This is a genomic window from Allorhizobium sp. nf9_anc, from assembly GCF_056323085.1.
In genome coordinates, this window is record NZ_CM150481.1 from 591,913 (window position 1) to 613,094 (window position 21,182).

Annotated in this window: 16 protein-coding genes and 1 tRNA gene; 5 read left to right on the forward strand and 12 right to left on the reverse strand. The window is 61.4% G+C overall.

The window, feature by feature from the left end:
- Positions 1-3: 3 nt before the first annotated feature.
- From glgB to AC02Y0_RS02685, 7 genes are all read right to left on the reverse strand, one after another.
- On the reverse strand, positions 4-2,217 hold the full coding sequence (glgB, locus tag AC02Y0_RS02655; RefSeq protein ID WP_476382205.1) for a 1,4-alpha-glucan branching protein GlgB: 2,214 nt from the start codon (positions 2,215-2,217) through the stop codon (positions 4-6).
- Positions 2,217-4,679, reverse strand: a complete 2,463-nt coding sequence (locus AC02Y0_RS02660) for a glycogen/starch/alpha-glucan phosphorylase (RefSeq protein ID WP_476382207.1) — start codon at positions 4,677-4,679, stop codon at positions 2,217-2,219. Before AC02Y0_RS02660 ends, glgB begins: the two co-directional genes overlap by 1 nt.
- Before the next feature lie 258 nt (positions 4,680-4,937).
- Positions 4,938-6,203, reverse strand: a complete 1,266-nt coding sequence (locus AC02Y0_RS02665; RefSeq protein ID WP_476382209.1) for a vWA domain-containing protein — start codon at positions 6,201-6,203, stop codon at positions 4,938-4,940.
- 92 nt (positions 6,204-6,295) lie between these two features.
- Positions 6,296-7,177 carry a transglutaminase family protein gene (locus AC02Y0_RS02670; protein ID WP_476382211.1) on the reverse strand — a complete coding sequence of 294 codons (882 nt, stop codon included), beginning with the start codon at positions 7,175-7,177 and terminating at the stop codon, positions 6,296-6,298.
- A 4-nt stretch (positions 7,178-7,181) separates the two neighbouring features.
- The gene (locus AC02Y0_RS02675) at positions 7,182-9,596 is read right to left on the reverse strand and encodes a circularly permuted type 2 ATP-grasp protein (protein ID WP_476382213.1); all 2,415 of its coding nucleotides are present in this window, start codon (positions 9,594-9,596) and stop codon (positions 7,182-7,184) included.
- A gap of 4 nt (positions 9,597-9,600) precedes the next feature.
- The gene (locus AC02Y0_RS02680; protein ID WP_476382215.1) at positions 9,601-12,945 is read right to left on the reverse strand and encodes a transglutaminase family protein; all 3,345 of its coding nucleotides are present in this window, start codon (positions 12,943-12,945) and stop codon (positions 9,601-9,603) included.
- 132 nt (positions 12,946-13,077) lie between these two features.
- A complete protein-coding gene (locus AC02Y0_RS02685) occupies positions 13,078-14,505 on the reverse strand; it encodes a mannose-1-phosphate guanylyltransferase/mannose-6-phosphate isomerase (protein ID WP_476382217.1) in 1,428 nt (475 codons plus the stop codon).
- Positions 14,506-14,766: 261 nt separating this feature from the next.
- Between AC02Y0_RS02685 and AC02Y0_RS02690 the strand changes: the two genes are divergently transcribed.
- Positions 14,767-15,468, forward strand: a complete 702-nt coding sequence (locus AC02Y0_RS02690) for a fumarylacetoacetate hydrolase family protein (RefSeq protein ID WP_476382219.1) — start codon at positions 14,767-14,769, stop codon at positions 15,466-15,468.
- 1 nt (position 15,469) lies between these two features.
- The gene (locus tag AC02Y0_RS02695) at positions 15,470-15,895 is read left to right on the forward strand and encodes a hypothetical protein (RefSeq protein WP_476382221.1); all 426 of its coding nucleotides are present in this window, start codon (positions 15,470-15,472) and stop codon (positions 15,893-15,895) included.
- Positions 15,896-15,899: 4 nt separating this feature from the next.
- Here the strand turns inward: AC02Y0_RS02695 and AC02Y0_RS02700 are convergent, their stop codons facing one another.
- From AC02Y0_RS02700 to cpdR1, 4 genes are all read right to left on the reverse strand, one after another.
- Positions 15,900-16,145 carry a BrnA antitoxin family protein gene (locus tag AC02Y0_RS02700; protein WP_476382223.1) on the reverse strand — a complete coding sequence of 82 codons (246 nt, stop codon included), beginning with the start codon at positions 16,143-16,145 and terminating at the stop codon, positions 15,900-15,902.
- Positions 16,126-16,392: a BrnT family toxin gene (locus AC02Y0_RS02705; protein WP_476382224.1), complete on the reverse strand. Its 267-nt coding sequence runs from the start codon at positions 16,390-16,392 to the stop codon at positions 16,126-16,128. The genes AC02Y0_RS02700 and AC02Y0_RS02705 overlap by 20 nt, the downstream gene beginning before the upstream one ends.
- Before the next feature lie 197 nt (positions 16,393-16,589).
- Positions 16,590-16,664 (reverse strand) — tRNA-Val (locus tag AC02Y0_RS02710).
- A 95-nt stretch (positions 16,665-16,759) separates the two neighbouring features.
- A complete protein-coding gene (cpdR1, locus tag AC02Y0_RS02715) occupies positions 16,760-17,122 on the reverse strand; it encodes a response regulator CpdR1 (RefSeq protein WP_006726917.1) in 363 nt (120 codons plus the stop codon).
- Between the two features lie 198 nt (positions 17,123-17,320).
- Here cpdR1 and AC02Y0_RS02720 point away from each other — a divergent pair, with 198 nt between their 5' ends.
- Positions 17,321-18,196, forward strand: coding sequence for an N-formylglutamate amidohydrolase (locus tag AC02Y0_RS02720; protein WP_444556308.1), 876 nt, complete (start codon positions 17,321-17,323; stop codon positions 18,194-18,196).
- 323 nt (positions 18,197-18,519) lie between these two features.
- The gene (gene hisN / locus AC02Y0_RS02725; RefSeq protein WP_476382227.1) at positions 18,520-19,296 is read left to right on the forward strand and encodes a histidinol-phosphatase; all 777 of its coding nucleotides are present in this window, start codon (positions 18,520-18,522) and stop codon (positions 19,294-19,296) included.
- Between the two features lie 23 nt (positions 19,297-19,319).
- Here hisN and AC02Y0_RS02730 read toward each other — a convergent pair whose 3' ends face one another.
- Complete coding sequence (locus tag AC02Y0_RS02730; RefSeq protein WP_476382228.1) at positions 19,320-20,309, reverse strand: alpha/beta fold hydrolase; 990 nt, start codon at positions 20,307-20,309, stop codon at positions 19,320-19,322.
- A gap of 396 nt (positions 20,310-20,705) precedes the next feature.
- Here AC02Y0_RS02730 and AC02Y0_RS02735 point away from each other — a divergent pair, with 396 nt between their 5' ends.
- Positions 20,706-21,176, forward strand: a complete 471-nt coding sequence (locus AC02Y0_RS02735) for an Hsp20 family protein (RefSeq protein WP_166601448.1) — start codon at positions 20,706-20,708, stop codon at positions 21,174-21,176.
- The last annotated feature ends 6 nt before the right edge of the window (positions 21,177-21,182 follow it).

Here is a 21,182-nt window from a genome sequence, read left to right on the forward strand (position 1 = left end):
CCCTTACTGTTCCAATTCCAACATGATCACGGCGAGCGGCGGAAGGGTCAGGCCCGCCTTTGCCCATCCGCTTCCTGTGGCATGCGCCTCCACGCGTCCACCATTACCCTTGCCGCTGCCGCCATAAATCTCGGCATCGGTATTTAGTATCTCACGCCAACGACCGGCGGCAGGCAAGCTCAATTCGTACCTGTCGTGATAGGCCGGCGTCAGGTTGCAGATGACGGCGATCGGCTTCTCGCCGGGTGCCTTGCGCAGCCAGGCGAAAACGGAGTTTTCCTGGTCGTCGCCGACGAGCCATTCGAAGCCCTCGCCCTCACAATCACGGGCATGCAGCGCTGCCTTCGAGCGATAGGTGAAATTGAGATCGCGCACGAGGCGGCGCATGCCTTCATGCGGGGCGTAGTCGAGCAGGTTCCAGTCGAGGGAACGCTCTTCGGACCATTCACCCCACTGGGCGAATTCCTGGCCCATGAACAAGAGCTTCTTGCCGGGATGGCCCCACATCATGCCGTAATAGGCGCGGAGATTGGCGAATTTCTGCCAATCGTCGCCCGGCATCTTGGCGATCATCGAACCCTTGCCATGCACGACTTCATCATGGCTGATCGGCAGAACGAAGTTCTCCGAAAAGGCGTAGAGCAGACCGAAGGTCAGCTCCTGATGATGGTACTTCCGGTAGATCGGATCCCTGGCGAAATAGCTCAGGGTGTCGTGCATGAAGCCCATGTTCCACTTGAAGCCGAAGCCCAGGCCGCCTTCGTGGACGGGCTGCGAGACCTTGGGCCACGAAGTGCTTTCCTCGGCGATGGTCATGATGCCTGGGTGGCTGCCGTAGACATGGTGGTTCATCTGCTGGAGGAAGCGCACCGCCTCCAGATTTTCACGACCACCATATTCGTTGGGGATCCACTCGCCTTCCTTGCGCGAATAGTCGAGGTACAGCATCGAGGCGACGGCATCGACGCGCAGACCGTCGAGATGGAACTTCTCGGCCCAATAAAGCGCGTTATTGATCAGGTAAGACAGGACTTCCTGACGGCCGAAATTGTAGATCGCCGTGTTCCAGTCAGGGTGGAAGCCTTGGCGGGGGTCGGCGTGTTCGTAAAGTGCCGTGCCGTCGAAGTTGCGAAGCCCATGTGCATCCGTCGGAAAGTGGGCGGGCACCCAGTCGAGGATGACGCCGAGGCCGACCTTGTGGCAGCCATTGACGAAGCGGGCAAAGCCTTCCGGCTCGCCAAAGCGGGCGCTCGGGGCGTAAAGGCCCGTCGTCTGGTAGCCCCAGGATGGGTCATAGGGGTGCTCGGTCACAGGCATGAATTCGATATGGGTAAAGCCCATGTCGACGCAGTAGGGGATCAGGCGCGCTGCCATTTCGTCCCAGGTCAGCATGGAGCCGTCGTCGCGACGCTGCCATGAACCGGCATGAACCTCGTAGATGGAGATCGGCTGGCGGCGCTGGTCAATGCTCGACCAATGCTTGCGATGCGCTTCGTCGTCCCAGACCTGCTCCAGTTCCGGCGTGGTCATGGAGGCGTTCTTGGGGCGCAGTTCGGCGCGACGTGCATAAGGGTCGGCCTTTAGCGGCTGAACGTCACCATGCGATCCGACGATCTCGAATTTGTAGGTGGCACCGGCGCGAACATCAGGCGCAAAGATTTCCCAGATGCCGGTGTCGCGGCGTAGCCGCATGACGTGGCGGCGGCCGTCCCAATCGTTGAAGTCACCGACGACGGAGACACGGCGGGCGTTCGGTGCCCAGACGGCAAAATGGAAGCCGTCGACACCCTGGTGCTTGATCGGATGGGCGCCCATCTTGTCGAAGAGGCGCAGGTGCGACCCTTCCTTGATGAAGTAGTCGTCCATCGGTCCGAGGATCGGCCAGAAGCTGTAAGGGTCAGTCACCGTCCATTCGGCGTCGCCCCGGGTGGCGCGGTAGCGCACGGGCAGGACGCCGTCGAGCTTCACCGAGCCGGAGAAGAAGCCGGCATCGTGCAGACGCGCAAGTTCGCCGATCTGTTCGCCTGCGAGATTATGGGCGACCACGGTCTCGGCACCCGGGATGAAGCAACGGGCGACGTGGCCCGTGCCTGCCTCATGGACCCCTAGAAAGGCGAAGGGATCGCCGTGGGTGCCTTGAATGATCGCTTCGATTTCTGCTGCCGACGGTGTGTCCGGCTTCGCTACGTCACCGCTCCTCTTCGGTGATTTTGCCATCAAGCTCTCCAGATGTCCGCGTTGTACTGCCGGATGGTGCGGTCCGACGAGAACCAGCCCATGCGGGCCGTGTTGCGGATGGTCTTGGAATACCAGGCCGAAGTGTCGGTCCAGATGTCATCCACCTGACGCTGAGCCTTTGCATAGGCGTCGAAATCGGCGGCGACCATGAACCAGTCATGCTGGTAGATGCCCTGCATCAGATCGGCATAGCGGTCGCGATCATCTGGCGAGAAGACGCCTGATGCGATCGACGAGAGGGCTTGCTGCAGTTCGCGCGAGGCGTCGATTGCTGCGCGGGGATTATGTCCATCCGCTCGCACGCGTCCGACCTCGTCTGCGGTCATTCCAAAAATCACAATGTTCTCCTCGCCCACATGATCGCGCATTTCGACATTGGCACCATCGAGCGTTCCAATTGTCAGTGCACCGTTCAACGCGAACTTCATGTTTCCGGTTCCGGAGGCTTCCATGCCTGCGGTCGAAATCTGTTCGGAGAGGTCTGCCGCCGGCACCATGACTTCGGCCAGCGAGACATTGTAGTTCGGGATGAAGACGACCTTCAGCAGGCCACGGACAGAGGGATCCGTGTTGATGACGCGGGCGACGTCATTGGCCAGTTTGATGATCAGCTTGGCGTTGTGGTAGCTCGGCGCTGCCTTGCCGGCGAAGAGCTTGACGCGCGGTACCCAGTCGCGCTCGGGATGCGAGCGGATCTGGTCGAAGAGGGCGACCGTTTCGATGATGTTGAGAAGCTGGCGCTTGTATTCATGGATGCGCTTGATCTGGATGTCGAACATCGCATGCGGATCAAGCTTGATGCCCATGCGGCTGGCGACGAGGCTTGCGAGCTTCTGCTTGTTGCCGAACTTCACTGCCGCGAATTTATGCTGGAAGGCGGCATCGTCTGCAAATGCGTCGAGGCCCTTGAGCTTGGTGGCGTCGTCGAGGAATTCCGGGCCGATCGCTTCCTTGATCAGGTTGGTGAGATCCGGATTGCACTGCATCAGCCAGCGCCGCGGCGTGATGCCGTTGGTCTTGTTGTTGATGCGCGTCGGGTAGAGCTTGTGAAGATCGGAGAAGACGGTCTCCTTCATCAGCTCAGTGTGGAGTGCAGAGACACCGTTGATCGAATGGGAGCCCATGAAGGCAAGGTTACCCATGCGCACGCGCCTGTCGCCGCTTTCGTCGATCAGCGAGATCTGGCGGATTTCATGGTCGTTGAAGCCGCGCTTCTTGCGGGCATCGAGCAGCACCTTGGCATTGATCGCGTAGACGAGCTGCATGTGGCGCGGTAGGAGGCGTTCGAAGAGCGGAACCGGCCAGCTTTCCAGCGCTTCGGGAAGCAGGGTGTGGTTGGTGTAGGAGAAGGTCTTGGAGGAGATCTCCCAGGCCTCGTCGAAGGCGATGCCGTGTACGTCGACCAGCAGGCGCATGAGCTCGACGACCGAGACAGCCGGGTGGGTGTCGTTGAGCTGGATCGCGACCTTTTCCGGCATTTGTGCGAGCGTGTTGCCCTGCTGCAGATGGCGGCGGACGATGTCCTGCAGTGACGCCGAGCAGAAGAAGAATTCCTGGCGCAGACGAAGTTCCTGGCCGGCAGGCGTCGCATCGGCCGGATAGAGCACGCGGGTGAGCGATTCGGCCTTGTTGCTCTCGCGGAGCGCGCCGATGTGGTCGCCGGCGTTGAAGGCATCCAGCAGGATCGGGTCGATCGGCTGGGCCGACCAGAGGCGCAATGTGTTGACGCGTTCGCCACGCCAGCCGACAGCCGGCGTGTCATAGGCGGTGGCGATGACGCGCTCGCCCTGTTTCCAGACATAGCGGGGTTCGCCGTCCGGGCCGTCGACGGTTTCGACGGTGCCGCCGTAGCCGACTTCATAGGAGCTTTCGCGGCGTTCGAATTCCCACGGGTTGCCGTGGGCAAGCCAGCTCTCCGGCAGTTCGACCTGCCAGCCGTCCGCCATCTGCTGGCGGAAGAGGCCGTGCACATAGCGGATGCCGTAGCCATAGGCCGGGATGTTGACGGTTGCCATACTCTCCATGAAGCAGGCGGCGAGACGGCCAAGGCCACCATTGCCCAGCGCTGCGTCCGGCTCCAGGCCGGCGATCACGTCGAATTCTACGGAGAGAGAAGACAGTGCCTGGCGGATGTCGTCGATCAGGCCGAGGTTCGACATGGCGTCGCGCAGCAGACGGCCGATCAGGAACTCGAGCGATAGGTAATAAACCCGCTTGCCGTTGTTCATGTAGGTGTTGCGGGTGGATTCCATCCAGGTGTCGATGATGCGGTCGCGGACCACGAGGATGGTTGCCGTCAACCAGTCATGCGGGGTCGCGACCTTGGCATCCTTGCCGATGCTGTAGGTCAGCTTGTCCATGATCTCGGCGGCCAAGGCGTCCGGATCGGAAACACCGCGCTTGGGAAGGGGAAGGTCGACTTTGTGGGGAGTCTTGATCATCGGTCCGCCTGGCGTTGTTCGTGTCTCCGGGCGGCGCCGATGCGATGATGGTGCCGCTTCCGTGAATGCCAGTTTACGCATCGAAATGAGACAGTTGCAACAGGCGGGACGCGGCGTGCGGAAAATTGTTCCCATTCCGGGAGGCGGAAATAAGTGTCTGTTCTGACTGTCTTATCTTGACATGAGCAGAAACGATAAGACCGCAGCCATGGAGGCTGCGGTCGAATTGCGTGGAAAATCCAAAACGTTTTGGATGTTTCAGTTGGTGAGGAGCGTGGAGGCCTTGGCGGCAGCCTTACCGATATCCTCGAAGGCCTTGACGAGATCGCTCATGGTCTGAGGTTCATAATAGTTGTTCAGAGACGAGGCGCATGCCGAAAGAAGCGATTTGCCTCTTGTTGGCGCCATGAAGGCAACGGTGAAGATCTTGATGCCGTCGTTCTTGGCTTCGGTGCACCGCGTGCGCACCAGATTGTCGATGGACGAGTTCCAGTTTGAGCTGTTGCCAGTCATTTCGCCGTCTGTCATCAGCACGATGTAGCGCTCGAATCCGGTGTTGCCCTTGGCTGCATGAGCAGTCTTCTCAGTCGCCACGGAAGTCTTCAGCGCGTCGAAGGCCGCCTTCATTCCGCCAGAGGCATCTGTGCCGCCGGTGGGTACGGTCGGAAGTGCGCTGATGTAGGTGCTCGCCGTCGATACCCCCCAGGCCATGCCCGATGCCGCCTGAGTGCTGTCATTGTAAGAGACAGCCCCGACGCGCGAGCGCTCGCTCTTTGGATCAGCGGTTACGAGCTGTTGCAGCAAGGTTGCGGATGCCGCCTTCAAAGCTGCCATTTTCTTGACATAGCAGGGGTTGGACGGATTGATGTAGTTGTTCCTGCCGGGTAGTACGTCCTTGTAGGCCCAGTTGGCAGCGCTGTAGTTCACGCAACTGGAGACGGCCGTGTCAACCGAATCCGTCGTGAAGGCCATAGAGCCCGAACGATCGAGGACTAGGTACATCGATAGCGCGGCCTTGCTCTCTGGCGTGGACTGGGCAGTCGCGGTCACGGCGACAGTCGCTTCCTTCCAGCCCAAGAGCGCGGTCATGCCGTTTGTCGGCATCGTGTATTCCGTCGTCAGCGTGACTTCGACAGTTTTGCCGGTCACGCCCAGTTCCCGCTCGACGTTGCCGACAGCGCCAGCCAGCGGATCTTCTTCTGCTGGAACATCGGCTTCGTCATTTCCCGCTTGCGGGACGGCGTTGTTGAACTGCGCCTTCATGAATTTGCGGGCGAAGTCGAGGACTTCTTCGTCCGACATGTTGTTGTTCTTCGCGAGAGCATTGGCCGCCGAGAGAACCGCTGAGTCGGCCGAATCCTGCAGAGCAAGCCGGACCTGAACCATCTGATTGAAGTCCAGCGCGACACCGGCTGTGGCGGCGGCCACTGGCAGGATGACCGCTGTAATCACGCCGAAGTTGCCGGCGCGGTCGTGCCAGAGGCGGGAAAACAAAGATTTCTTGGGGCTGTGAGGCGTAGTCATCATGTCCATCCAAAAGCAGCGTTTGGATGGTTGTAGATCAAGCATATTGCGATCCGTTTAATCCGGTCGCTAAAATTCGATGGAAACTGGTTCTACTGCTTGACCGGGATGACATCGACCGCTTGCGCTGTCTGATGACTGCCGTAACTCTTCAGGACACCGATCACAGGCGCCACATCTGCATAGTCACGGCCATAGCCGACGACGATGTGGTCGGTGCCGGCGGCGATGTCGTTGGTCGGGTCAAGCTCCAGCCAGCCGCTCAGCTTGCCGCACCAGACCCGGACCCAGGCATGCATCGCGTCTGCCCCTTCCAGGCGCTCCTTGCCCGGTGGCGGAATGGTGCGCAGGAAGCCGCTGACATAGCCGGCAGGAATGCCGAGGCTGCGCAGGGCGACGATCATCACATGGCTGAAGTCCTGGCAGACGCCGCGCTTCTTGGCGAAGGCTTCTGCCGGCGTCGAATCCACAGTGGTCGCTTCGGCGTCGTATTTGAAGTCCTTGTAGATGCGGCTGCAGAGCGTCTCGGCGATCTGGCGCACGGTCATGCTCGGCTTCAGCATGCTGCGCACATAGGTGGCAATTTCCTTGTCGCGGGGCAGGCGGGGGCTGGTGCCCATGAAATGATGTGGTGACTCGGCGTCCAGTGACCAGGTCTCGCCGATTTCCTGCGGCAGCCGGTCGAGCAGGGGCGAGAAGTCGGCGGTCATCGGCTGCGCCTGAACCATGACGCGGGCCTGCATGCGGATATCGAGTTTCTCGTGGGGACCGCGGAGAATGGCGTGGCTTGCGGGATGGTGGAAGAAATCGCTGAAGGTCGAGATCTCGTCCGGCTCCGGCGACACGGTGATCGCACCGGCGACGAGGCGCTGGCGATCGGGCAGGGAGAGCGGCAGAAGGCGCAGCATGTGATGCGCGCCCGATGCCGGGACTTCGTAACGATAGCCGATATGGAGCGAGAGGTCATAGAGCATGGCGTCAGCTCAAATAGGACTGGGCAAGGATATCGGAGAGCTTTTCCAATTCCCGTTCCAGATTGGTGTAGACCTCGGCCGACATGGTTTCCGGCGTCATCACGGCCAGGCCCGAATGCAGGCGCATGGCCTCGCGGAAGAGGCTGGACATTTGACCGTTGACCATGGCGTTCGGCAATTGCTCGACCTCGATGCGGATCTCGTTCAGCTGGAAGAGGATTGAGCGCGGGTTGAGCGGATCGAGAGCGAGCAGGTCGGTGACCGTTAACCGCGCCGTCGAGACGTTGTAGCGCCTGCGGTGGGTCATGACGTTGTCGCCAATCTCCAGAAGCATGTCGAGCGCGCCGTCGGGGGCGTCGGGGCCGGTCATGTGGCCGAGCAGGCGGGTCATGTGCAGGCCACGTTCCAGCAAGCGACCAATGGTGAGGAAGCGCCAGCCGGTGAAGCGATACATGTTTTCATGCACGAGACCGGCGAAGCCCGCGAGCTTGCGCAACAGGATGGTCATGGCATGCGCCGCGTCGTCGCCGGGCTTGACCTTCTCGTGGAAGCGCTTGGCGGTTTTCGACAGGTCGTTCAGCGCCAGCCAGCCGTCGGGCGAGAAGCGGTCGCGAATGTTGCTTGCCGAATAGACGGCGCTGTCGATGTTGCGCAACAGGCTCTCTGGCACGCCCGATTTCGTGTCGACGTCGATGTCGGAGAGGTACTCGCTGACGAAGGCGAGCAGAGGCTGGTCCGGATTGGCGCTTTCGGCATAGCGCGCATGCCAGGCGCGCAGGATACGCAACACGCCTTCGGCGCGTTCAATGTATCGACCCAGCCAGAAGAGATTGTCGGCGGCGCGGCTCGGGAGGCTGCCCGGCATGTTGCGGGTGAAGGTCTCCTCGGCGGGTAGCAGCGAGGTGCGGTCGACCGGCTTGTCGGAGACGATCCAGACATCGGCGGCGCTGCCGCCTGCCTGCATGGCGATTGCGGAGACGTCGGAGCCGCTGCCGATGCGGGCGAAGCCGCCCGGCATGATCTGCCAGCCGTTCTTCGTGCGGGCGGCGAAGACGCGCAACGACATCGGGCGTGGCGTCAGCTTGCCGTCGACGATCGCCGGTGTCGTCGACAGGGTCACGACTTCCTGGCCCACCAGATTTCCGACTTCGGTTTCCAACCATTCGGCAGTGGTCCGGCCCTGCGGGTCCTTGTAGCGAGAGCCCATGACCGAGCGCCCGCCATCGTCGAAGAAGGGCAGGCGGGAGAAGGCGGAGCCGATGACCATGCGGTCGAGGTGCGCGGCGACATGCTCGCGTTCGGCCTTCTGGCCGCACCACCAGGTGGCGATCGAGGGAAGCTTCAGTTCCTCGCCTAGCAGGTGGCGCGAGAGAGTGGGCATGAAGGCGAGAAGCGCGCGAGTTTCCAGGATGCCGGAGCCCAGCGCATTGACGAAGGTGACCGCACCGTTACGCAGCGCCTGCACCATCCCTGGCGTGCCGATATAGGAGTTCTGGTCGAGCTCCAGTGGATCGGCGAAGGCGGCATCCAGGCGGCGCCAGAGGACGCTGACGGGTTTGAGGCCAGCGACCGTGCGGACCATGACCTTGCCTTTGACGATGGTCAGGTCTTCGCCTTCGAGCAGCATGATGCCGAGATAGCGGGCGATATAGGCGTGTTCGAAATAGGTCTCGTTGGCGGGGCCGGGCGACAAGACGGCGATGCGTTCATCACTGCTGCGGGTGCTCGCCTGCAGCGCCTTGCGGAAGGCGCCGAAAAAGGAGGCGAGCCTATGAACATGCGTCTCGGCATAGATGTCGGAGAAGGCTCGTGCGGTCGCGACGCGGTTTTCCAGCGCAAAGCCGGCGCCAGAGGGGGCTTGCGTACGGTCGGCCAAAACCCACCAGTTGCCATCGGGGCCACGGCCAATTTCGAACGAACAGAAATGCAGGTAGTGGCCGCCGGCAGGCTTAATGCCGACGAGGGGGCGCAGGAACTCGGGATTGGAGGCGATCAGCTGGGGTGGCAGGAAACCTTCCTGCACCAACTTGTTTTCGGAATAGATGTCGGCAACGACGGCTTCGAGCAGGTCGGCGCGCTGGACCAGGCCGTCCGCCAGCACCTGCCATTCGGCTTCGGAGATCATCACCGGGATATGCGAGAAGGGCCAGGCGCGCTCGCTCGATCCGCCGGAACCATAGGCCCGGTAGAAGACGCCGGCATCGCGCAGATAACGATCAGCCCTGGCGAAACGCTCGTGCAGTTCGTTTTCCGGCATCGTGTCGATGGCCGAGACCAAGGCCTGCCAGACCGGTCGGACATTGCCCTTGTTGTCGAGCATCTCGTCGGCGGCGCCCGCCAGCGCGCGATAGCCGGCCGTGCGGGCCTCGCTCATCGGCGCCTCTGGCGGGGATAGCTCCGCTGCCGTCTTCTGTGCCATCAGATCAGATACCTTGCGGTCGTCTCAGGTCCAAAGTGTGCGGGAATTCCGGCGACACGGTTTCGGGCCATAGGGGATAGGAGCCGGCTGTATGGCCCCAAGGCTCGAAACGTGCAAGCCGACGGGCTTCCGCTTCATTCCCATTCACAGGGAAAGTGTCGTAGGTCCGGCCTCCGGGATGGGCGACGTGATAAACGCAGCCCCCGATCGACCGGGAAGACCATGTATCATAGATGTCGAATGTTAGCGGTGTGTTGACGGGCAGGACCGGATGCAGACCGGAGGCCGGCTGCCAGGCCTTGTAGCGGACGCCGCCCACCGCGACACCATTGACGTCGGACTTGCGCAGCGGCACCTGGCGTCCGTTGCAGGCCACGACGAAGCGCTCGGGATTGGCTGTCTCCAGCTGGACCTGCAGGCGCTCGACGGATGAGTCGACATAACGGACCGTGCCGCCGGGCGCACCTTCTTCGCCCATGACATGCCAGGGCTCCAGCGCCTGTCGCAGCTCCAGCTTCGATCCTTCGTAGGTCACCTCGCCGACGAAGGGGAAGCGGAATTCAAGCTGGGCGGCAAACCATTCCGGCTTGAAGTCGAAGCCGTTTTCGCGGAGATCCGCCAGAACTTCGAGGAAGTCTAGCCAGAGGTAATGAGGCAGCATGAAGCGATCGTGCAGGCTCGTGCCCCAGCGGACGAATCGGCCGCCGATCGGGTTCTTCCAGAAGCGGGCAATCAGCGCGCGGACCAGCAATTGCTGGGCCAGCGACATGCGCGCGTTCGGCGGCATTTCGAAACCGCGGAACTCGACAAGGCCGAGGCGGCCTGTCGGGCCGTCCGGCGAAAACAGCTTGTCGATGCAGATTTCCGAGCGGTGGGTGTTGCCGGTGACGTCGATCAAGAGATTGCGGAACAGGCGGTCGACGAGCCAGGGCAGCGGCGCTTCTTCACCGCTTGCCGGCATCGGCACCTGAGCCATGGCGATTTCCAGCTCGTAGAGACTGTCGTGGCGGGCTTCGTCGAAGCGCGGCGCCTGGCTGGTCGGACCGATGAACATGCCGGAGAACATGTAGGAGAGCGCCGGATGGCGCTGCCAATGCAGGATCAGGCTCTTCAGCAGGTCCGGACGACGCAGGAAGGGGCTGTCGGCGGGATTGGCGCCACCGACCACGACATGGTTGCCACCGCCGGTGCCGGTATGGCGGCCGTCGATCATGAACTTGTCGGCGCCGAGGCGGGTCTGGCGCGCTTCCTCGTAGATGGCATTTGTCGTCGCGACGCAGTCATCCCAGCTGGAGGCCGGGTGGATGTTGACCTCGATGACGCCTGGATCCGGGGCAACGCGGATGACGTTGATGCGCTCGTCCTGAGGCGGTGCGTAGCCTTCGATATGAACCGGCAGGCCAAGCCCACGAGCGGCAGTTTCTGCGGCAGCCACCAGTTCGAGATAGTCCTCGACGGCTTCGACCGGGGGCATGAACACGCAAAGGCGGCCGTCGCGGGGCTCGACGCTCATGGCCGTGCGCACCGCACCCCTAATGTCGCCGGCGGAGCCTGTAATGTTCTGCTCGTTGCGATCCTGCTGAGCTTCGCCGCTCTTGCGAGACGCCTCCGGCATGGCGCGACCCTCACGGACCTGCGGGCCAAAATCCGGCAGGGGTGCGCGCGGAATCGAGGGATCGGTGGTGTGGATATAGGGATATTGCGACGGCGGCACGTAGGGCAGGGTGCCGAGCGGCATGCGAAAGCCGATCGGGCTGTCGCCGGGGATGAGGAAGATCTTGCCACGCCGCGTGCGCCATTTCTCGCTGACCCAGCGGCGGCCTCCTGCCTTGGCGTTCCAAGCCTGTACCGGCAGGATGTAGCCGGTCGGAGTAGTCAGGCCACGTTCGAAGACCTTAGCGATGCGGGCGCGCTCTTCCGCGCTTTCGAGCTTGGAATTCGAGGGGTCGACGTTTTCCGGCAGGCTGCCTTCCTTGATGATCCACTCGGCCGGATCCTCGAAGGCCGGGATGATCATATCCGGCTCGATCTCGAGCTCGGCCGCGATCCCGGCCATCAGCGCTTCGGCCTGTTGGTGGGTGACGCCGGTGTCCTTGTGTTCGGCGGCAATCAGCGCTGGATCATGCCAGATCGGCTTGCCGTCCTTTCGCCAGTAGAGCGAGAAGGTCCAGCGCGGCAGGCTTTCCCCCGGATACCACTTGCCCTGGCCGTAATGCAGGAAGCCGCCGGGAGCGAAGCGCTCGCGCAGGCGCCTGATGAGTTTGTCGGCGAGATCGCGTTTGGTGGGCCCGACGGCATCGGTGTTCCATTCGGCGGACTGGAAGTCATCGATGGAGACGAAGGTTGGCTCGCCGCCCATGGTGAGCCGCACGTCATGGGATTTCAGGTCGGCATCGACTTTCTGTCCGAGTGCATTCAGGGCATCCCAGCTGTCGTCCGAGAAAGGCTTGGTGATGCGCGGGTGCTCGGCGACGCGCTTCACCTGCATGTCGAAGGCGAATTCGGTATTGGCCTGGCCGACATAGCCGCCGGAGATCGGAGCGGCATTCTTGTAGTGGGGCGTGGCCGCCAGCGGAATGTGACTTTCGCCGGTCAAGAGGCCCGAGGTCGGGTCAAGGCCGATCCAACCTGCGCCTGGGATGTAAACTTCCGTCCAGGCATGCAGGTCGGTGAAATCGACCTCGGTGCCGGAGGGGCCATCAAGCGCCTTCAGGTCCGGTGCGAGCTGGATGAGATAGCCGGAGACGAAGCGGGCAGCAAAACCGAGGCGGCGCAGGATCTGGACGAGCAGCCAGCTCGAATCGCGGCAGGAGCCGCGGGCGGAGGTCAGCGTCTCCTCCGGCGTCTGGACGCCTGGCTCCATGCGAATGACATAACCCACATCGTGCTGCAGGCGGGCATTCAGGCCCACCACCATGTCGATGGTGCCCTGGCTCGGCGTCGTGTCGACGGTTGCCATGAAGGCATCAAGCGCCGGGGACGAAGGCTCCGGCGTCATGTAGATCTTGAGGTCGTCGCGCAGATCTTCCGGATAGTCGAAGGGCCATTTGACCGCGACTTCCTCGGTGAAGAAGTCAAAGGGATTGTAGACCGTCATGTCGGCAACGAGGTCGACCTCGATCTTGAATTCGGTCACCGGGTCCGGGAAGACGAAGCGGGCGAGGTAGTTGCCGTAGGGGTCCTGCTGAAGATTGACGAAGTGATTTTCGGGTGTGACCTTCAGCGAATGGGAGAGAACCTTGGTGCGGGAATGGGCGGCAGGCTTCAGCCGGATGATCTGCGGTCCGAGCTGGACCGGGTTGTCATACTTGTAGTGAGTGAGATGATAGATGCTTGCCTTGATCGCCATTCTTTACCGCTTCGCTGTTCGCCCTGCCGCTTTTTCCGGCTTGCTTCGATCTTGTGCAATGCAGCGCCATAAAGCAAGCGGCCCGGACGGTGGAAGCCGCCGGGCCGCGCGTGTGCAGTGGATGACGCTGTATTAGCTGCGGCCGAATTCGTCGACCAGGCGGATGATGTCGTCTTCGCCGAGATAGGAGCCGGTCTGGACCTCGATCACCTCGAGCCGGATCTTGCCGGGATTGGCGAGGCGGTGGACGGAGCCTTGCGGAATGTAGATCGACTGGTTCTCGTGCAGGACGGTCACCTTGTCGTCGATGGTGACCTCTGCCGTGCCGCGCACGCAGACCCAATGTTCGGCGCGGTGGTGATGCTTCTGCAGCGAGAGCTTCTTGTCCGGATGCACGAACAGCCGCTTCACCTGGAAGCGGTCGCCGTTGAGGATCGAGGTGTAACCACCCCAGGGGCGCAGTGCCGTCGGGTGGTTCTCGGTGAGATGCGCCGTTTCCTTGTTGGCGGCGAGCATCTTCACCAGATTGCCGACGTCCTGGCTGCGGTCGAGGCGACCGACATAGACGGCGTCTTCGGAAGCGATGACGGCAACGCCCTCCATGCCCTGGACGGCGAGATGGGCGTTGCGCGACATGATCAGCGAATTGGTGGTGTCGGAGACGGTGGCGTTGCCATTGACCACATTGCCATGCTCATCGCCTTCGGCGAGCTTCCAGATGGCATCCCAGCTGCCGAGGTCGGACCAGGTGATCGGGGATGGAACGACGGCGGCGTTCGGTGTCTTTTCCATGACCGCGTAGTCGATCGAGATGCTGGGGCTTGCGGCAAAGCTCTCTGCGTCGAGGCGGGTGAAGTCGAGGTCGCCCTTGGCGTTTTCGACCGACTGTTCGACAGCTGCGAGCACTTCAGGCGCCAGGCTCTGGAGCTCCGAGATCATCTGGCCGGCGGAGAAGACGAACATGCCGGAGTTCCAGGCATAGTTGCCGCTTGCCAGCATCTTTTCCGCGACGTCGGCATTCGGCTTCTCAACGAAACGCGCGACCTTGTTCACGCCATTGCCGAGGTCCTCACCGATCTCGATATAGCCGTAACCGGTGGAGGGTTCGGTGGGTGTGATGCCGAAGGTGACGATCTTGCCGTCGCGTGCCGCTTCAGCGGCCTTGGCGACACAGGTGCGGTAGGTATCGTCGACCGTGATTTCGTGGTCGGAGGGCAGGATCTGGATCAGGGCGTCGCGGCCATGGCGCTGGCTGACGATGACGGCGGCAGCGGCGACGGCTGCTGCCGTGTTGCGCGCCTCGGGCTCCAGGATGATGCCATCCAGCTTGACGCCCAGTTCGCGGGCCTGTTCGGCGACCAGGAAGCGGAAGTCTTCGTTGGTGACGACGATCGGTGCGTCATAGATCGCGTCGTCGGAGACGCGGGCGAGGGTCTTCTGCAGCAGCGTCTCGTCGCCGAGGAAGCGGATAAACTGCTTGGCGGCAGCTGCGCGTGACAGCGGCCAGAGCCGGGTTCCCTTGCCGCCAGCCATGATGACCGGCACGATCTTGATGCTCATATTCTTGCCTTTCGATGTCTTGCCGGGACGAGAAACCTTCTGCCTTCGCCCTGTTCGACGGATCTTCTTCACGCTTTATGCAACGCGGTCGCGGCGGTTTTGTTACATGTTTGGGCCGATGTTCCAAGCCCGCTCAGCGGATCGCTTTGCGCCAACATTGCACCATTATCAATGATGCGTAACGATCTGGCGGGCGTTATGCTGGCTGTGTCGCAGCGTCCTGCTGCGATCCTTGCGTGTCCCATCCGAAGAGAGTGTGCCTTGTCCGCATCCCGTCCGCTGTTTTCCGTGCCGTCTGCCCCGCTCGTTCCGATCCTGGGGCTCGATGAAGGCTTTCCGATCCACCGCATCTTCTGTGTGGGACGCAATTACGCGGCGCATGCCGCAGAACTTGGCAATACGGTCGACCGTGTTGCGCCCTTTTACTTTACCAAGCCGCCGACCGGCCTCGTTCTCGACGGTGGCACGATCGCATATCCGCCGGGAACGGAGGACTATCACCATGAGATCGAGCTGGTGATCGCGATCGGCGCGCCGGCCTTCCGCATTTCTGCCGATGAGGCGATGGGTGCGGTCTATGGCTATGCCGTTGGCCTCGATATGACCCGTCGTGACCTGCAGAATGCGATGAAGGAAAAGCAACGGCCCTGGGATATCGCCAAGGCCTTCGAGGATTCGGCCGTGATCGGCGCGATCACGCCGGCCGCAGCCTTCGAGCCCGGGGCGCAGCGGATATCGCTTCTCGTCAATAACGGGCTGCGTCAGGAAGGGCATCTCTCCGACATGATCTGGTCGGTGCCCGAGATGATCAGCCATCTCTCGCGCTACTATCACCTGACGCCTGGTGACCTGATCTTCACCGGCACACCCTCTGGCGTCGGCGCGCTCCAGCCGGGCGACCGGCTTGAAGGCGCGGTCGAAGGGCTTTCGCCGATCACCGTCACCATCGGCCCGGCGGCCTGACATGGCTCTCTCGGGAGAAGGGCAGGGCCCGGCGCTGGTGCCGGGCCGCGATTGCGGCAGCTGTTCGCTCTGCTGCATCCTTCCCGATATCGCCGAATTCGACAAACCGGCCAACGAACCCTGTCGCCACTGCCTCGTCGGCGGTGGCTGCGAGGCCTATGATGTCAGGCCCGCGACCTGTCGCGACTTCTATTGCCTGTGGCGCACCGATCCGACGCTCGGGGATGTATGGGAGCCGCGAGTGAGCCGGATGATGATGTATGGGCAGGGGCCGCAATTGACAGTGCTTGTCGAGCCGGAGGCTGGCGCGATCTGGCGAGAGGCGCCTTATCTCGGCTGGCTTGAGGCGCGAGCACAGGCGCTGAAGCCAATGGGCGGATATGTGGTGGTTTATGCGGGGGAGGAGGTCTCTGTCGTGAAGGGGTGAGGCCTCAGAGGCCTGCCGCCTTCTTCAAGATATCATCGATGCGCTTCTGCCAGCCGGGGCCGGTCGCTCGAAAGTGATCAATGACCTCTGGCGAAAGACGGATCGAGACGGGGATCTTTGTCGGCGCCTTCTGAGTACCCCGTGTTTTGGGGAAAAAGGCGCGCAATTCCTCTGGCAGTCCCGGTCGGGCGCGGGCGAAATCCGATGCCGTCCATTCGGGGTTGTCAGCATCATCGCTTGGCTTCGACATAACGCTCAAATTCCTTCCTATGGGCTCGTCGCAGGCTGATCGCTCTTACGTGCCCATCGCGATAGGTGAAGGCCAGGCAGTGAGGTTGGTCATCGATGAACCCCCATGCCCTGTAGCGGATCTCGCCATATGCGTTTCGATCGTCCTCAAGAAGAGCGAGAATATCGATATCGCGTGCACGTTCGAGCGAGATCCCGTGCTTTTGAATGTTGGCCTCTTCCTTGGCCGGATCATATTCGATGATCATCAAATTGTATACACGATTTGAATTTGAAGCCACGCTCCATCATCGGTGGTGATGACGGATTTCTCAACTGGAAATCCGCACGGCTTCAGGCTTCGCGCAAATGGTGATTCGGATTGCCGCTTTTAGCCCTAGGGCGTCCGTCGTTGGAAAACCAAAAAGGGCTCGCCGTTTCCGGCAAGCCCTTGAAAGAATTCGAATGGTGGGCGTGACAGGGATTGAACCTGTGACCCCTACGATGTCAACGTAGTGCTCTCCCGCTGAGCTACACGCCCATCCGATGAGCGGCTTAAGACCACAAAACCTGTTCGCCCGTCAATAGGCATTTTGCAGTTTTGTGAAGAGATTTTTTCAACCCCTTCGGCAGGCCTTACGCAGCAAGGAGTTTGTTCACTTCGTCGACGAGATCACGGAGGTGGAAAGGCTTGGACAAGACCTTTGCATCCTTCGGCGCCTTCGAATCGGCGTTGAGCGCGACGGCTGCAAAGCCGGTGATGAACATCACCTTCAGGTCCGGATCGAGTTCGGTGGCGCGGCGCGCCAGTTCTATGCCGTCCATTTCCGGCATCACGATGTCGGTCAACAGAAGGGAGAAGGGTTCTTCCCGGAGGCGGTCATAGGCGCTGGCGCCATTGTCGAAGGAGGAAACTTTATACCCCGCCTTTTCCAGCGCCTTCACCAGGAACCGGCGCATGTCGTTGTCGTCTTCGGCGAGAAGGATTTTCTGAGTCATTTAGGGACCGCTGTACTCGATTGCATAGGGAAGCTCGCAGTCGCTCACTTTAGGGTCGGCGCAGTAAAGAACCGGTGAACAACGAAAAAGTGAGCCTGCTCCGCCATTTCCGGCAGTATGGACTTCCCGGCGGCCAACTGGCAACATGGTGAACACAACAAGTTTGTGACTTGGTAAAGAAGAGGCCCTGGGAAGCGGATGACCAACGAATTCGAGCTGTTCGAGGTTCGAGAGCCCGCGATCCAGACCATTCCCTTCGTCTATAATTCCCCGCATAGCGGCCGCCGCTACCCGTCGTCCTTCCTGGATGAGTCGCGACTCGATGACGTCTCGATTCGCCGATCGGAAGACCATTACGTGGATGAGCTGTTCTCGGCGGCGCCCGGCTTCGGTGCGCCGCTGCTCGTTGCGCATTTCCCGCGCGCCTATGTCGACGTCAACAGAGAGCCGTATGAGCTCGACCCCCGGATGTTTTCCGATCCGCTGCCGCCGTTTGCCAACAGCAATTCGGCGCGTGTGGCCGGCGGGCTTGGCACCATTCCGCGTATCGTTGCCGAAAACATGGAGATCTATCAGCGGCGCATGCCGCTTTCGGTCGCCATGGAGCGGATCGAGAGCTGCTACAAGCCCTATCATGCCTGCCTGAGAAGGCTGATTGCCCGCACCCATGCGATGTTCGGCTTCGGCGTCTTGATCGATTGCCATTCGATGCCCGGCAATATTCGCGTCGCTGGCAGCGGCTTGAAGCCCGACTTCATCGTCGGGGATCGCTATGGCACCAGCGCGTCTGCCGATCTCAGCCAGGCGGCGCTACAGTTCCTGGAAGAACTTGGCTACACGGCCGTTCGCAACAAGCCCTATGCCGGTGGTTTCATCACCGAGCATTATGGTCGTCCGGCGCGTGGGCTGCATGCGCTGCAGATCGAGGTCAATCGTTCGATCTATATCGACGAGACGACGCTGGAGAAGCGGGCCGATTTCGATGCCCTTGCCGGCTCGATTGCGGTCTTCATGCAGCAAATGGCGGATTTCGTCGCGGATTACGCGATCGATCAGGCGCTCGCGGCCGAGTAAGGCTTTCCAATCCAAAGTGTCCCTAAAGGCCCTTGCATTGCAGCGGGCAAAAAAAACCGCGCTCGTGGCGCGGCTGAGTCTAGGGAGGAAACACCCAAGGAGGGTATTTACAGTCAGAAGACTGTAAGTGAGACGTTAGATGTTGCGGCGCACCATTGTCAAGTCGATTTTTGGTGCTTTTTTGAGCAAGGCCAAAATTTGCGCAGTTTCGCTCCCGGCGGCCGCCGAAAGGGCGTGTGGGCAGCGATCCGTCGCGTTCGGATGTTTTCTTTCCGCGCAACTGGCTTTAAGACGTGGTCTCCCTCCAGACGACGGACTTTCCCATGCGCCCTGACCGTGAATTCTTCTTCCGCCTTGCCGATGCCGCCAAGGCCGAGACCCTTCCGCGTTTTCGTTCGGGCCTCTCCGTCGTCAACAAGGAGAAGGCCGGTTTCGATCCGGTCACGGAGGGGGATCAGGCCGCCGAGATCGCCATCCGTCAGCTGATCGAGGCGGAGTTTCCGACGCATGGCATTCTCGGCGAGGAGCATGAGAATATCCGCATGGATAGCGACCAGCTCTGGGTCATCGATCCGATCGATGGCACGCGCGCCTTTATCTCCGGCGTGCCCGTCTGGGGCACGCTGATCGGCTTCCAGGAACATGGCAAGTCGGTCATGGGCCTGATGGAGCAGCCGTTCACCGGCGAGCGTTACTATGCCGATGGCGAGCGCTCCTGGTACTCAGGTCCCGATGGCGAGCGCCAGAATCAGGTGCGCGACTGCGGCAGCCTCGAAAACGCGATCCTCTTCACCACCTCGCCGCATCTGTTCAAGGATTGGGAGGTCGAGCGCTTCCAGGCGGTGCAGGACAAGGTCAAGCTCTTCCGCTACGGCGTCGACTGCTACGCCTATTGCCTACTGGCTGCCGGCCATGTCGATCTCGTCATCGAGACGGTGCTGAAGCCCTATGACGTTGGCGCGCTGATTCCGATCATCGAGCAGGCGGGCGGTATCATCACCACCTGGGACGGCGGACGTCCGGAAGCCGGCGGTTCGATCATCGCGGCTGGCTCAAAGGCTGTGCATGCTGAGGCGATGGAAATGCTGAAGCGCCGCTAACGGCGGTCGCTCCAGCTGAGAGCTTAAGCCTCTAGGGCCGAATCGGTCAGTTCCCCGACAGGATCTGCCTCGTCTGGCTCGCCGCCGGGCATGAAGGCGAAGATGGCCGCCAGCGCCTGTTTGCGATAGCGGTCCTGCTCCTGCAGTATCTCGTGGCGGGCGCCGGGCACGGGTACGAGTTGTCCGGCACGGAAATACTGCGCCAGCGATTCCTGAAAATGATAGGGCACGATCGGATCGTTGCCGGGGGCAATGATGACGGTCGGGACCGTGATCGAGGCAAGATGGCCCGGCCGTCTGATGGCGTCGATCGCCTTCTGGCTCTCGTAGAGCCAGCGTGCCGTCGGTGGGCCAAGCGCCAGTTCCGGATGCTCGATGAGGATCTTCTGGTTGCGGGCGAAGCGGAATTCGTCCGTCGTCAGCGGATTGCCCTCGAAAGGCTTCAGCGGTTCGTCCTTGTTGAGGTTGATCTTGCCGAAGCCGGTGAAGGAGGCGAGCGTCGCCATCCGCCTTATGTTTTCCGGCGAGGTCTTCTGGCCACCGAGGCCAACGAAGGGTGCCGTCAGCACCATGCGTTCGATGCGGTTGGAAAGCCGGGGTGCGGCCTTCAAGGCGATCAGGCCGCCGGTCGAATGGGCAAGCAGGAAAAAGGGCAGGCGGGTGTCCGGCAGGACGATCTGCTCGAGGAAGATCTCGAGATCCCTGACATAATGATCGAAGCGGCCGACATGGCCCTTGCGCGGGTCCTTGAGCAGGCGCTCGGAGCCGCCCTGACCTCGGAAATCATAGGTCGCGACCCAAAAGCCTTGGTCGTTCAGCTCGCGGATCGTCTCGAAATATTTCTCGATGGCCTCATTGCGCCCATGCACGAGAACGATGGTGCCCTTGGTTCTGGCTGCACTCGACCGAAAGACCGCGTAGCGCAGCTTTACGCCGCGATGTCCCTCGAAGAAGCCGACAAGCGGGTTCCCTGGAATGGGGTTGCCGGGGGTGGCGTGAAGAATGGCATCCATGCCTGCAACTGCCTGTCGGTTGAGAGCGCCTCGGGTTTCTCCGGGATAGGATGCGGCCCCAGCAGAAGTCAAAGAAAAAAGCCGGAACCGCATACGGAGGGACGCGGTTCCGGCGAAGCCTGGCCGAAGTGGAAGGGACGATATCTCCGGCCCGGTCGGTCGAGACAACCGATGGATGGACATTAGGGCAGACCGCTTGAATGCGGCTTGAACCATGCGTTCACGGACTATTCATCGCGGCGGTCATGCCGCGAAACGGACGATCTTGAATTCGCATCGGGCATTTCCCACATCGGGATTGCGGACGCCAAACGGGTCCGCGAACCGCCGCCAGCATCGCCCCAAGCGGGATGCGCGCGGCATAAAAAACGCCAACGTCGCTTCAAGGAGGACATCATGCGTCACGTCGATTTTTCCCCGCTCTACCGTTCCACCGTCGGTTTCGACCGCCTGTTCACCATGCTCGACAGCCTCGGTCAGCCGGAACAGGCCCAGAGCTATCCGCCCTATAATATCGAGCGCACCGGTGAGAACCTTTACCGGATCACCATGGCCGTTGCCGGCTTCGACGAAAGCGAGCTTTCGATCGAGGCGCATGCGCATGTGCTGACCGTCAAGGGTGAGAAGGCCGAAGACGAGAAGGCCGAGCAGAGCGAATTCCTCTATCGCGGCATTGCCAAGCGCGCGTTCGAGCGCCGTTTCCAGCTTGCCGACCATGTGGAAGTCACCGCCGCTTCGCTGAAGAATGGGTTGTTGCACATCGACCTTTTGCGCAACATTCCGGAAGCCATGAAGCCCCGCCGGATCTCCATTGCCGCAGAGCCTGTCGGCTCAGCGCCGAAGGCCATCGAGGCGCATGTGAACTGATCACAG